Below are 12,756 nucleotides of genomic sequence, written 5' to 3'. Positions count from 1 at the left end.
CGCCGTTGGCGTACCGCGGCCGTCTACCCGTCTGGCGGCGGGCCAACCCCGCCCGGTCAGCGGGGCCCGCGGACCACGACGACCGGGCAGCGGGCGTGGTGCAGCACCGACTGGCTCACCGACCCCAGCAGCAACCCGGTCACCTCGCCGCGCCCCTGCCCCCCGACGACAATCAGTTGGGCGTCGCCCGACGCCTCCGCCAGGACCGCGCCGACGCGGCCGCGCGTCGCCCGCCAGGTCAGCCGCAGCCCCGGGTGGCGCTCGGTCAGCCCGTCCAGCCAGTCGGTGAGCATCCGTTCCTGCTCGCCGTGCAGCTGCGCCTCGTCGTACACCAGGGGTTGCATGTCACCGGGGCCGCTGCTGCCCGGGTGCCGGTAGGCGTGCACGGCGCGCAGCGGCACGCCGCGCGCCAGCGCGGTCTCGGCGGCGAAGTCGGCGGCGAGCCGGGACGCCGCCGAGCCGTCCATCGCCACCCCCACCGGCTCGTCGGGCCGTTCGTCGCCGCGGGCCACCAGCACCGGGCAGTCGGCGTACGCGCAGACCTGCACCGCCACCGAGCCGACGACAAGTGCGGAGAAGCCGCCCAGTCCGCGGTCGCCGAGGACGACGAGAGCGGCGGTGGGGGACTCACCGATCAGCACCGCGGCCGCCGCACCGTCGATGATCTCGCCGGAGACCGTCAGCCCGGGCGCGGTCGCCTCGGCCTCGGCCACCGCGGCGTCGACGAGCTCCTGGGCCTGCGGGCGCAGTCCGGCGCCGGGCAGCGCGTCGGGCGCGGGGGAGACGGGCACGTGCAGCAGCGGCCAGATGAACCCGTGCACCACCCGCAGCGGCCGATGGCGACGGACGGCTTCGGTGGCGGCCAGGCGCACCGCGCGCAGGGACGGCTCCGAGCCGTCCACGCCGACCACCACCGCCGCGCTGTCCGCCGAGTTCACCGCCCACCTCCCGCCGGGCCAGTATCGCGGGCGTGGCGGCGCGGCGGAGCGATACCGCCGGTCGGGCCCCGGTCGGTACGCTGGCGGCGACCGGACGGGAGGAGCGTCGTCGATGGGTGAACCGGACGAGCCGAGCACCGCTCGCATGATCGACTTTTGGCTCGGCGGGGAGCACCACTTCGACGTCGACGTGGCCGCCGCGGGCGCCTTCGAGCAGGCGTACGGGCCGTGCGCGCCGGTCTTCCGGGAGCTGCGGGCTTTTCTCGGCCGGGCGGTGCGGGCGATGGTCGAGCAGGGCGTGGACGGGTTCCTGGTGTTCGGCGCGGGCGTGCCCACGAGGGGCAACGTGCACGAGGTCGCCGCCGAGGCCACAGTGCTCTACACCGACGTCGACCCGGTCACCATCCGGCTGGGGCAGCGGATCCTCGCCGACAGCGACCGCGCGGGCTACGGCTACGGCGACGCCACCGACATCGGCACGATCGACCCGGCTCAGCTGCACCGATTCGTCCCCGGGTGGGGGCGGCGGCCGGTGGGGGTGGTCTTCCTCGGGCTTGCCGCGTTCCTCGACGACGTCACGCTCACGCGCACCCTCGACGAGGTGTACGCGGCCGCGGCCCCGGGCAGCCTGTTGGCGGTGGACTTCGACACCGAGGAGTTGGCCGCGCATCCGCAGGCGTTGGCGATGATGGGCCCGGCGTTTCGGATGCGTCCCCCGGCCGCGTTCGCTCCGCTGCTGGGCCGGTGGACGCCGACGTCGGACGGGATCGTCGGAGTCCACCGGTGGCGGCCCGCAGGCCCGCCCGCCGACGTGCCGGACGCCTTCCATGGCGTACTGGCGACGCGGGGCGCCGACTGACCCGCGGCGACCGGTGCTCCGGCGGCGTCCGTATGATGCTTGCCCTGTAGCAAGTTTCTGGAGGGACGACCAACCATGGTGGACGCGCCGGACGGGGTGTCGCGCGCGCTGCGTGAGGCCGCGCCCGACCAGTTGGCGGAGGCGGCGGACCGGGCGATCCGGTCGGCGTTGGGCGCGTTGCGCACCGACGTGTTCGTCGCCGACTACCGCATCAGCGGGCTCTGGCCGGTGCTGGATCCGGACCTGCCGGCGGCCGGCGCCCTGGCCCAGCACACCGTGGCGCAGCGCTGCTTCTCCAGCCAGCAGCCGGTGCGCGACGGGCTCGAGGACGGCGCGTGCCGGCTCTACCTGCCGCTGACGGTGTGGGGGGAGCGGCTGGGTGTGCTGCTCATCGAGCTGCCGACGGTGCCGGGCGCGGCCGTCACCGGCCGTGCCACGGACATGGCCGGGGACCTGGCGGTGGCGATGCGTGCCGCGGACCGGGAGACCGACCGTTACCGGCGGGCACGTCGCCGGGAGCGGCTCAGCATGGCCGCCGAGATGCAGTGGGACCTGCTGCCCGGTCGAAGCGTGGCGCACCACGCCTTTCACCTGGCCGGGCAGTTGGAACCGGCGTACACGGTCGGTGGGGACCACTTCGACTGGTCGTTGGACGGTGACCGGCTCACCCTGACGGTGCTCAACGGCGAGGGCAGTGGTCTGGCCGCGTCGCTGCTGACGGCGGTCACCGTGAACGCGATGCGCAACGCCCGCCGTTCCGGCGGTGGCCTCGTGGAGCAGGCGGAGCTGGCCTCGGACACGGTCTACTACCAGCACCGGGGTCGCCGGCACGTGGCCACGCTGCTGCTTGAGCTGGACATCCGCACCGGGCGGGTGCGGGCTGTCGACGCCGGTTCGCCGCACCTGCTGCGGATGCGGGGCGCGACTGTCGAGCCGATGAAGCTGGAGCAGCAGCTGCCGCTGGGCATGTTCGCCGAGACCCGCTACGAGCTGCAGGAGTTCCCGCTCGCCCCGGGTGACCGCGTCTTCGTCGTCAGCGACGGCGTGTGGGCGGCCGAGCCGGCGGGGCGGGAGCCGTACGGGCAGCGGATGATGGCCCGATCCCTGCGGGCCACGCGGTTGCAGCCGGCGACCGAGGCGGTTGGTACGGTGATGCGCGAACTGCACGCCTACCACGCGGATTCCGATTTGCGCGACGACGCCGTCGTCGTCTGCCTCGACTGGCATGGTCCGCGTGAGCGGGACGGCGGATGAGGGTCGCCGCCGCCGTGCCGGGCGGGCACCAGCGCGACGACGGCAGGGGACATCGGGTGGAGCGACCTGCGGATCTCGCCTCGGCGATCGACGCGGCCGCCGAGACGCTGATCGCCGTGCTCGACTCGGCGGCGTCGCGGCACCAGGTGCCGCCGACCCAGCTGCGGGTGCTGATGCTGATCAGCGCTCGGCGGGAGACAAACGTCAACGGCCTCGCGGAGCTGCTGGACGTGGTGCCCTCCTCGGCGAGCCGCCTCTGCGACCGGCTGGAGGCGACAGGTCTGTTGCGCCGGGTGGCCGACCCGCGCGACCGGCGGGAGGTGCGGCTGGTGCCGACCGCCGCCGCCCTGACCCTGCTGGGGGAGTTGGCGGAGCGGCGGCAGCGCGCGGTGCAGGCCGTGCTGGACAGGATGCCGCCACGGATGCAGCACGATCTGTTGGTGTCGTTGCTCGCCTTCGGTCGGGCGGCGACGCAGACGGTGCCGGAGCAGCAGACCGATCAGGCGGTCCAGACGGCCTGAGCCGCCGTCTCCCTTTCCACCAGTATCCTAGGACGCTCTACGCGTGGTGATCCACACCACAGTGCGGCACTACCGCGCCAACGACGCGCGGCGGCGGCCGAGGCCGGCGGCGGGGCCCGATATAGTGGCAGCGCACTCACCCGGCCCGTGATCTCGATGATCACGGGCCGCATCAGGGCAGAGGTCCCATCCCGGGGCCGCAGGGGAGCCGGCGGTTGCCGGCCCGACAGCGCGTACGACCTCCGCCGCGCCCGATCTCGGTCTGGCGTCGGGGCGTGCGGTGGAGGAGGTTCGGTGTCGCGTCGGCCGGCTCGGGCAGAGCATCCGCGGGACACCGGTGACCAGACCCCCGGCGACCAGGTGCTCACCCTGCCCAACCTCATCAGCTTCGGGCGCCTGCTGGGCGTACCCCTGTTCCTCTATCTGTTCCTGGTGGCCCGCGCGGACGTGGCGGCGGTGGTGGTGCTGGCCATCGGCGGCACCACCGACTGGGTCGACGGCTGGATCGCCCGCCGGCTGCGTCAGGTGAGCCGGCTCGGGGAGCTGCTCGACCCCCTCGCCGACCGGCTGTACATCCTCGCCACGCTGCTCGCGTTCACCGCCCGGGAGGTGGTGCCGTGGCAGTTCACGGCGGCGCTGCTGGCCCGGGAGGCGCTGCTGCTCGGCTCGCTGGCGGTGTTGCGCCGCTACGGGTACGGGCCGCCGCCTGTGCACTACGTGGGCAAGACCGCCACCTTCCTGCTGCTCGCGGCGTTCCCGGTGCTGCTGTTGGCCACCGAGTGGAGCGGCGCGGCGACGGCGACGGCCGCGATCGGCTGGGGGTTGGCCTGGTGGGGGCTGGTGCTCTACTGGGTGGCCGGCGCGATGTACGTGGTGCAGGCGTCGCGGTTGGTGCGCGCGACGCGCGGCTCGGGAGCGGCCACGTGAGCGCGACGCCGCCGGAGCGCCCCCGGCCGGATCGGGTGTACGCCCCGGACTTCCTGACCGAACTGTTCCGCAACCCCCTGGATCCGGGGTACGCCGATGCGGCGGCCGCGCGTCGGCGGGTGGCGTCGTCGCCTGACGCGTCGCGGGGTTGGCTGGCGCGGTCGGTCGGCCTGGTCGTAGTGGTGGTGCTGGGTTTCCTGTTCGCGGTGGCGTATCGCCAGACGATGGCGGACGAGCCGGGGCGTGCCCAGGCCCGCTCCGGGTTGGTGGCGCAGATCAAGGAGCGGGAGAGCCAGACCGACAGGTTGTCGACGCGCGCGGACCAGTTGCGTGAGGAGGTCAGCCGGCAGCGGGACGCGGCGTTGAGCGGGTCGACGGCGGCGCGTCTGCGGGACCTGGAGGCGGTCACCGGGTTGGGTCGGGTGCGGGGTGACGGTGTGGTGGTGCGCCTGGCGGACGCTCCGGGCAACGCGGATGCGGTGACCGGTAAGGGCGCGGGGCCGTCGCAGGTGCTGTACAGCGATCTGCAGGGTGTGGCGAACGCGTTGTGGAGCGCCGGCGCGGAGGCGATCTCGATCAACGGTCAGCGGTTGACGTCGACGTCGACGATCCGTACGGCGGGTGAGGCGATCCTGGTGGATTTCCGGCCGGTGACGGGGCCGTACGAGGTGTCGGCGATCGGGCCGGGGTCGATGCGGCGCAAGTTCGAGGACAGTCGGAACGCGGCGGTGATGCGGGAGGTCGCGCAGAAGACGGGTCTGTCGTTCGGTGTGCGTAAGGCGGAGGACCTCACTCTGCCGGCGGCTCCGGAGCCGCAGCTACGCTACGCCAAGCCGTCGGTCAGTCCGAGCCCTTCCGGGTCGGGTGTCCGGTCCGGCAGTCCTGGGTCGTCGGGTTCACCGGGGACCGCTAGCCCTTCCGGAGGTGGCGGATGATCGCGGTGCTGGCGTTGCTCGCCGGTGTGGCGCTGGGTGTGTTGCTTGATCCCACGGTGCCGGCGGCGTTGCAGCCGTACCTGCCGATCGCGGTGGTTGCCGCGTTGGACGCGGTGTTCGGTGGGGTCCGGGCGAAGTTGGACCGCATTTTCGACGACAAGCAGTTCGTGGTGTCGTTCATCTCGAACGTGCTGGTGGCGGGTCTGATCGTGTATCTGGGTGACCAGTTGGGGGTGGGCGGGCAGTTGTCCACAGGTGTGGTGGTCGTTCTGGGCGTGCGGATCTTCGGGAATGTGGCGGCGATCCGTCGGCACCTGTTCCGGGCGTAGGTTTGAGGGCGATGAGCGACGAGCAGGCGGAGACGGGGACGGGTTGGCCGCAGCCGGCGGGGCCGGGGCGGCCGGGTGGTCCGGCGGGTGAGCCGGATCCTCGGCCGGACGCGCCGGATCCGGACGAGTTGAGTCCGTTGGCGCCGCAGGGTCCGACGGAGGAGCCGGAGTCACCGGCTGCGGAGCCCGGGGTGACGCCTGCCGATGATGGCGCGACTGTGGATCTGAGCGCGGTGTCGCGGGCGGGTGAGCCGGTGGGCGAGGCCGTGGACGAGCCGGTGGTGGAGTCGGCGGCGCCGGTGGCGGCGGGTCGGTCGCGGTTCAGCGCGGCCGGGGTGATGATCGCGGTGTTGTTGGCGTTGCTGGGGTTCACCCTGGTGGTGCAGTTGCGGACGACGTCGACGGATCCGACGTTGGGGGCGACGCGTCAGGAGGACCTGGTGCGGATCCTGTCGGATCTGGATGCGCGTGAGAATCGTCTGCAGCAGGACATTCGGGGGTTGGAGGACAGTCAGCGGCAGTTGGCGTCGGGTGCGCAGGGTCGGCAGGCGGCGTTGGACGAGGCGACTCGTCGGGCGGACGAGCTGGGGATTCTGGCGGGTACGTTGCCGGCGGTGGGGCCGGGGTTGACTGTGCAGTTCACCAGCAACGGGGTCAAGCCGATCACGGCGGACCGGGTGTTGGACGCGGTGCAGGAGTTGCGGGGCGCGGGCGCGGAGGCGATGCAGATCTCCGGCGGTGACCGGGCGACGGTGCGGGTGATCGCATCGACGTACTTCCTGGATGGGGACAACGGGTCGTTGATGGTGGAGGGGCGTCGGTTGACGGGGCCGTTCACGATCACGGTGATCGGTGATCCGGCGACGATGCGTACGGCGTTGAACATTCCTGGTGGGGTGGTCGCGTCGGTCCGGGGTGACGGCGGTAACGTGACGTTTGGGGAGCGTGAGGTTGCCGAGGTTTCGGCGCTGCACGTGCCGACCAAGTAGGAACACGCCCGTCCGGTCTCCTGACCGGCGCGGCCGCGCCGGGCCCGGGTGGTCCGGGGCACCGATGGATGAGGACGCGTCTGGTGATTCCCGAGGATCTGCGATACACCGCCGAGCATGAGTGGGTGGCGGGTGACGGTACCGGCTCGGTCCGGGTCGGCATTACGCACTTCGCGCAGGACGCGTTGGGTGACATCGTGTACGTGCAGTTGCCGGAGGCGGGTGCGGTCGTCGCGGCCGGTGATTCGCTTGGTGAGATCGAGTCGACCAAGAGTGTGTCGGAGATCTACGCGCCGGTCGCGGGCACGGTGGCGGCGCGCAATGACGCGCTTGGTGACACTCCTGAGCTGATCAACACGGATCCGTACGGTGCGGGTTGGTTGGTGGAGATCACGCCGAACGATCCGACGGCGACGGACGGGTTGCTGACGGCGGGCGCGTACCAGAAGATCACCGAAGGCTGAGTGTGCTCGATCCGGTGTGCGAGATGTCTGCGCGCGTCCGGTTGCCCTGCATTTCGGCGCTGGCTAGGCTCGCCCAGTCGACCGAGAAGAACCCATTAGTTGAGCGTTGTGGAATTGCCTTCCCGGGCACGGGGAGCCAGCCGCCGGGTGAACGAACGCCCGGCGGCCAGACCCGCCATTACCCGACGCCGACCGAACAGATCCGTGAGGTGGTCCCATGACGCGCCCAGACGACGAGTTCCCCCCACTCGACGTCACCTCGACGCTCAATCTCGGCTCGCTCGACGAAGTGCTGGAAGGGCCGGACACCGATGTGGTGCCGAGCCGGATGTCCGGTTCGTTGCCGCCGGGCATGGCGCTGCTGGTGGTTCGTCGCGGCCCGAATGCGGGTGCCCGGTTCCTGTTGGACCACGATGTGACGACGAGTGGCCGGCATCCGGACAGTGACATCTTCCTCGACGATGTGACGGTGTCGCGCCGGCACGCGGAGTTCCACCGGGATGGTGGGACGTTCACGGTGCGGGACGTGGGTAGCCTGAACGGCACGTACGTGAATCGTGAGCGGGTCGAGGCGGCCACGTTGAGCAATGGTGACGAGGTTCAGATCGGTAAGTTCCGGGTGGTGTTCATCGCCGGTCCGCGCCCGGAGGAGGAGGCCGGCCGGGGGTGAACGAGCCTGCGGCCTCCACGCCACCCGGGGCGGCCCGGTCCCAGCCGCTGATGAGCATCGGTGAGGTGCTGGGGCAGTTGCGGGTGGATTTCCCGGACACGACCATTTCGAAGCTGCGGTTCCTCGAGGCCGAGGGGCTTGTGGAGCCGCAGCGGACGGCGGCGGGTTACCGGAAGTACAGCTGGGACGATGTGGCGCGGCTGCGGTTCGTGTTGACCGCGCAGCGGGACCGGTACCTGCCGTTGCGGGTGATCCGTGAGCAGTTGGCCCAGTGGGATTCGTCAGGCGAGCAGCCGGAGCGGTCACGGCCGGCGTTGGTCGCGGTGGGGCCCGATGGTGCGGTGCCGGGTCGGGAGTCGGCGGAGCCGGCCGAGTCGTCGCAGGTGCGGCTCGGCCGGGCTGAGCTGGTGGCCCGTAGTGGGATCGACGAGTCGACTCTGGTGGAGTTGGAGCGGCTCGGTGTGCTGGTGTCGGATCCGCCGGGGTGGTATGACGCGGATGCGTTGATCATCGCGTCGGCGGTGGCGGGTTTGGCGGCGTACGGGTTGGAGCCGCGGCATCTGCGGGGTTACCGGAGTGCGGCCGATCGTGAGGTCGGGTTGTTCGCGCAGTTGGTGGCGCCGTTGGCGCGGCAGAGTGATCCGGCGGCGCGGGCGCGGGCGGCGGAGACGGCGCGGGAGTTGGTGGCGTTGTCGGAGCAGTTGCACGCGGCGTTGGTGCGGGTGGGGCTGCGGTCGACGTTGGGTCGGTGAGGGTGCCCGGCAGGTGGCGGTGGAGCGGAAAGATCTCTTCTCCGAAGCGTGCCGTAGGCTTGCCGGGGTAACCCCTTTCTGGCGCGGGCGTGGTGCTGAAGCGCATCGGACGGCCGTGTTGCGGTCCGTGTACCGTGCAGGGAAGGGCGCGGTGCGGCATAGGTGACAACGACACGGAGGCGGCGGTGCGCGAGCTGAGCGTGGTCGGAGTTCGGGTGGAGCTGCCCAGCAACCAGCCGATCGTCCTGCTCAGGGAGGTCGAGGGCGACCGCTATCTGCCGATCTGGATCGGCGCGGTCGAGGCTACGGCTATCGCTTATGAGCAGCAGGGGGTCAAGCCGGCCCGTCCGTTGACGCATGATCTTTTGCGGGATGTGTTGGCGGCGTTGCAGGCGCCGTTGCAGGCGGTGGAGATCACCGAGCTGAAGGAGAACGTGTTCTACGCGGATCTGTTGATCGGCGATGGGGTGCGGGTGTCGGCGCGGCCGAGCGATTCGATCGCGTTGGCGTTGCGGGTCGGTGCGCCGATTCGTTGTGCGGAGCAGGTCCTCAGCGAGGCGGGGATCGTTATCCCCGATGAGCAGGAGGACGAGGTGGAGAAGTTCCGCGAGTTCCTGGAGCAGGTGCGTCCGGAGGATTTCGCGGGCTGAGTGGCGTGGTTCCCGCGCTGGTGTCACGGTGGGTGACGTCGTCGCGTGGTGGGTGATCTTTCTCGGTGGCTGCGCGGCGTGTCGCGTCGGTTCCTCCGTGGTAACCCCTGACGGTGGCGTTAGGGTTGCCGTGTCGAGGGGTGCGCGTCGGAGGAAACGGCGCGTCGCCACACTGACGGGGAGGTTGTCCGGATGCACGAGCCGCGGGATTCCGATCCGGGTGGACAGTTCGACGAGCCTGGTGCCTCGTCGCCTCATGGGGTGGCTGAGGGTGAGGGTGCGGTTGGCTACCGGGGTGTGACGGCCTGCCACGCGGTGGGCATCAGTTATCGGCAGTTGGATTACTGGGCGCGGACGACGCTTGTGGTGCCGAGCGTGCGGGACGCGTCGGGTTCGGGGACGCAGCGGTTGTACTCGTTCCGGGATCTGGTGGTGTTGAAGGTCGTGAAGCGGTTGTTGGACGCGGGGGTGTCCCTGCAGAACATCCGTAAGGCGATCGAGGCGTTGCGGTCGCGTGGTGTGGAGGATCTGGCGGGTATCACGCTGATCTCCGACGGGACGACCGTGTACGAGTGTCGGTCGCCGGAGGAGGTGGTCGACCTGTTGCAGGGTGGGCAGGGCGTCTTCGGGATCGCGATCGGCGGGGCGTTCAAGGAGATTCAGGGGTCGTTGTCGCATCTGCCGGCGGAGCCGGCGGTGAGCGGCCCAGTGGAGCCGGTGGTGGGGTCCGCGTCGGATCCGGTGGGTGACGAGTTGGCGGCGCGGCGGGCACGGCGGCGGGCCGGCTGAGTCGCGCTGCGCGTCTGCTGGTGCGCGTCCCGTCAACTCTTGTGACTTTTTTGGCTGCGGCCGTCTGGTGACTGTGGGTCAGGTCGTGGGGTCCGGGTGACGATTCCCCGGGTGGTCGATTCCACAGTGGATACGGTGGGTGTTCTCCTGGTCGCCGACGGTGGATCTTCGGGGTCGACTGTGGTGACGGTGTGTGTGCGTCAACTGTCGGGAAACCGATAGGGGGGCCCTGACCGGAGGTCGCGGGCACGCTATGGTCCGTCACGGTCCCCGGTGCGGCGCCGTGGCTTGGCGGTGTGACGTCGGTGGCCGTTGCCCCTGCGCGTCACCGCGCGCGCGACCTGTCACCCCGGAAGGAACGACCGTGACGGTTACGGAAGAGACCGCTCCCCCCTCGAATTACGACCGCATCGGCGGCGCGAGTTCGGTGAAGGCGGCCGTGGAGCTGTTCTACGACAAGGTGCTCGCCGATCCGGAGTTGGCGGGTTATTTCGCCACTGTGGACATGGCGGGTCAGCGTCGGCACCTGGCGTTGATGTTGACTGTGGTGTTGGGCGGTCCGAACGAGTACACGGGTCGCGGGTTGGCCGAGGCGCATCAGCCGTTGGGCATTCCGGTGGCGCACTACGCCAAGGTGGGTGAGTACCTGATCGCGACGCTTGGCGAGTTGGGTGTTCCGGCCGACGTGCAGGACGACGTGCGGGCGGTGCTGGCGCAGGTGCAGGACCAGGTGGTGGCCGCCGGAGAGCGTCCGGGCGTCTGAGCGTGGACGAGGCCCGGCTCAAGCAGAGTTGGTCTCTCGTCGCCGGTCACGGCGACGAGGTGCCGCTCTACTTCTATTCGACGTTGTTTCTGTCGCATCCCGAGACGCGGCAGATGTTCCCCACGAACATGGCGGGGCAGCGTGACCGTCTGGTCACCGCGTTGGGGCACATCGTGTCCCATGTGGATCAGGTCGATCGGCTTGTGGGTTTCCTGCAGGACCTGGGCGCGGATCACCGGAAGTTCGCGGTCCGCGCGGAGCACTATCCGGCGGTCGGTGAGGCGCTGTTGGCGACGTTGCAGCATTTCCTCGGCGACCAGTGGACCGATGAGCTGGCTCAGGACTGGGCGGCGGCGTACGGGCTGATCGCGCAGGTGATGGTGGAGGCGGCGCAGGCCGCGGAGGCGGTGAACCCGCCGTGGTGGGTGGCGGAGATCGTGGCCCATGAGCGGCGGGCGTTCGACGTGGCGGTGTTGACGGTGCGCCCGCAGTACCTCTTGCCGTTCACTCCGGGTCAGTCGATCGGGGTGTCGCATCCGTCGGTGCGGTCGTGGCGGTACTACTCGCCGGCGAACGCGCCGCGGGCGGACGGCACGCTGGAGTTGCATGTGCGGGCCGCTCCGGGTGGCGCGGTGTCGTCGCGGTTGGTGTACGGGTCGGCGGTGGGGGACCGTGTGCATCTGGCCGCGCCGGTGGGGGAGCGCCTGGCGTTGTGGTCGGCGGGTTCAAGTGATCTGTTGCTGTTGGCGTCGGGTACCGGCTGGGCGCCGGTGAAGGCGTTGGTGGAGCAGGTCGCCGCGGAGGGTTCCCGTCGTCGCGTGGATCTGTATGTGGGTGCGCGGTCGCCAAGCGAGTTCTACGACAGCGACGCGATCGACAAGGTGGCGTCGTCGTTTCCGTGGTTGACGGTGACGTACGTGGTGGGCGCGGACGTGAACCGGCCGGGTGAGTTCGTGTACGCGGTGGACCGGGCGTTGGCCGATGGTGACTGGCGTTCGCGGCACGTGTACGTGTGCGGGTCGGACGAGATGGTGTCGCACGCGGTGCAGACGTTGGCGCGGGCGGGTTACCACGAGGGTCAGGTGCATCACGAGGGTCTGGGCAAGCAGTGGTACGGCCCGGCGTGGCGTACGGCGGTCCAGCAGTCGAGTGAGGGCCTCGCGGGCCCCGTAGTCGCGAACGAGAGGCGTGAGCGGTGAGCGCGACCCCGATCAGCCGGTACGACGGGATGCAGGTGACCGGCGGTGTGCAGGTGCGGATGACCTCCGACCGGGTTCGGCGGTGGGAGTTCGGGTCGGCGCCGTTCGCGCGGCGTGGCTACGACAACGCGGACGTGGACCGGTTCCGGGTGCAGGTCGCCGACGAGTTGGATCTGTTGGCGACGCAGATCGCGAATTTGCGGGCGGAGAACGAGCGGCTCACCGATCGGGTGGAGTTGCACAGGCATGGGGTGATCCCGAGCACTCCGGCGGCGGCGAAGGTGCCGGCGGCGAAGGAGGTGAATCTGCTGTCGGCGGCGCAGCGGGAGGCCGAGCAGATCATCGCGCAAGCGCACGACTATGCGCGGCGGGTCGCCGAGTACGCCCGGGTGCAGTACGAGAGTTACATGCGGGCGGCGGCGGAGGAGGCGAAGCAGGAGGCTGAGCGGGCGGTGGCGGAGTACCGCAGTTCGGCCGGGTCGAGCTTCGACGACACGGTCGCGACCCGGGAGGCGTTGCGGATCTTCGGGGAGATGATGGTGTCGCACATGCAGGCGGCGGCGCGGCATCTCGACGACGGCAGTGAGCAGTTGGCCCGCACGATGGACCGGATCGCGAAGGAGACGCCGGGGGCGCCCTTCGTGGGTGGTGCGGCGGGGCAGGCGGCGTTGCCGCGTCACCACCAGCGGTGACCGACCCGGGGTTGGGGCGTCCCCC

At 70.8% G+C, this 12,756-nt stretch carries 16 protein-coding genes; 15 read left to right on the top strand and 1 reads right to left on the bottom strand.

Going from position 1 to position 12,756, the window contains the following annotated elements:
* Positions 1–56: 56 nt before the first annotated feature.
* Positions 57–938, bottom strand: a complete 882-nt coding sequence (locus tag OOJ91_RS04055) for a universal stress protein (protein WP_266242630.1) — start codon at positions 936–938, stop codon at positions 57–59.
* Positions 939–1,050: 112 nt separating this feature from the next.
* Here OOJ91_RS04055 and OOJ91_RS04050 point away from each other — a divergent pair, with 112 nt between their 5' ends.
* The 15 genes from OOJ91_RS04050 to OOJ91_RS03980 all read left to right on the top strand — a co-directional run bounded on the left by OOJ91_RS04050 (position 1,051) and on the right by OOJ91_RS03980 (position 12,731).
* Positions 1,051–1,797 carry an SAM-dependent methyltransferase gene (locus tag OOJ91_RS04050; protein WP_266242628.1) on the top strand — a complete coding sequence of 249 codons (747 nt, stop codon included), beginning with the start codon at positions 1,051–1,053 and terminating at the stop codon, positions 1,795–1,797.
* Between the two features lie 75 nt (positions 1,798–1,872).
* Positions 1,873–3,051, top strand: a complete 1,179-nt coding sequence (locus OOJ91_RS04045; protein WP_266242627.1) for a PP2C family protein-serine/threonine phosphatase — start codon at positions 1,873–1,875, stop codon at positions 3,049–3,051.
* 56 nt (positions 3,052–3,107) lie between these two features.
* Positions 3,108–3,572 carry a MarR family winged helix-turn-helix transcriptional regulator gene (locus tag OOJ91_RS04040; RefSeq protein WP_266245253.1) on the top strand — a complete coding sequence of 155 codons (465 nt, stop codon included), beginning with the start codon at positions 3,108–3,110 and terminating at the stop codon, positions 3,570–3,572.
* Between the two features lie 294 nt (positions 3,573–3,866).
* Positions 3,867–4,499 carry a CDP-alcohol phosphatidyltransferase family protein gene (locus tag OOJ91_RS04035; RefSeq protein WP_266242626.1) on the top strand — a complete coding sequence of 211 codons (633 nt, stop codon included), beginning with the start codon at positions 3,867–3,869 and terminating at the stop codon, positions 4,497–4,499.
* Positions 4,496–5,434 carry a DUF881 domain-containing protein gene (locus OOJ91_RS04030; protein ID WP_266242625.1) on the top strand — a complete coding sequence of 313 codons (939 nt, stop codon included), beginning with the start codon at positions 4,496–4,498 and terminating at the stop codon, positions 5,432–5,434. The genes OOJ91_RS04035 and OOJ91_RS04030 overlap by 4 nt, the downstream gene beginning before the upstream one ends.
* Complete coding sequence (locus tag OOJ91_RS04025) at positions 5,431–5,763, top strand: small basic family protein (protein ID WP_266242623.1); 333 nt, start codon at positions 5,431–5,433, stop codon at positions 5,761–5,763. The genes OOJ91_RS04030 and OOJ91_RS04025 overlap by 4 nt, the downstream gene beginning before the upstream one ends.
* Before the next feature lie 11 nt (positions 5,764–5,774).
* Positions 5,775–6,752 carry a DUF881 domain-containing protein gene (locus tag OOJ91_RS04020; protein WP_266242621.1) on the top strand — a complete coding sequence of 326 codons (978 nt, stop codon included), beginning with the start codon at positions 5,775–5,777 and terminating at the stop codon, positions 6,750–6,752.
* 83 nt (positions 6,753–6,835) lie between these two features.
* The gene (gene gcvH / locus OOJ91_RS04015; protein WP_007460354.1) at positions 6,836–7,216 is read left to right on the top strand and encodes a glycine cleavage system protein GcvH; all 381 of its coding nucleotides are present in this window, start codon (positions 6,836–6,838) and stop codon (positions 7,214–7,216) included.
* A gap of 217 nt (positions 7,217–7,433) precedes the next feature.
* Positions 7,434–7,886 carry an oxoglutarate dehydrogenase inhibitor Odhl gene (gene odhI / locus OOJ91_RS04010; RefSeq protein ID WP_007071101.1) on the top strand — a complete coding sequence of 151 codons (453 nt, stop codon included), beginning with the start codon at positions 7,434–7,436 and terminating at the stop codon, positions 7,884–7,886.
* Positions 7,887–7,936: 50 nt separating this feature from the next.
* A complete protein-coding gene (gene ftsR, locus OOJ91_RS04005) occupies positions 7,937–8,638 on the top strand; it encodes a transcriptional regulator FtsR (RefSeq protein WP_193376631.1) in 702 nt (233 codons plus the stop codon).
* 185 nt (positions 8,639–8,823) lie between these two features.
* Complete coding sequence (locus OOJ91_RS04000; RefSeq protein WP_007460347.1) at positions 8,824–9,288, top strand: bifunctional nuclease family protein; 465 nt, start codon at positions 8,824–8,826, stop codon at positions 9,286–9,288.
* Between the two features lie 192 nt (positions 9,289–9,480).
* On the top strand, positions 9,481–10,077 hold the full coding sequence (locus OOJ91_RS03995; RefSeq protein ID WP_266242576.1) for a MerR family transcriptional regulator: 597 nt from the start codon (positions 9,481–9,483) through the stop codon (positions 10,075–10,077).
* Positions 10,078–10,441: 364 nt separating this feature from the next.
* Entirely contained in the window at positions 10,442–10,840 is a 399-nt protein-coding gene (locus tag OOJ91_RS03990; protein WP_266242574.1) for a group I truncated hemoglobin, read from the top strand.
* Between the two features lie 2 nt (positions 10,841–10,842).
* The gene (locus OOJ91_RS03985) at positions 10,843–12,039 is read left to right on the top strand and encodes a globin domain-containing protein (protein WP_266242573.1); all 1,197 of its coding nucleotides are present in this window, start codon (positions 10,843–10,845) and stop codon (positions 12,037–12,039) included.
* A complete protein-coding gene (locus OOJ91_RS03980) occupies positions 12,036–12,731 on the top strand; it encodes a DivIVA domain-containing protein (RefSeq protein WP_266242572.1) in 696 nt (231 codons plus the stop codon). Before OOJ91_RS03985 ends, OOJ91_RS03980 begins: the two co-directional genes overlap by 4 nt.
* Positions 12,732–12,756 lie beyond the last annotated feature (25 nt).

Origin of the sequence: Micromonospora lupini (assembly GCF_026342015.1) — a bacterium.
GTDB lineage: Bacteria > Actinomycetota > Actinomycetes > Mycobacteriales > Micromonosporaceae > Micromonospora > Micromonospora lupini_B.
Note: the sequence above shows the minus strand (reverse complement) of the source record. Positions and strands in the feature narration are given on the sequence as shown.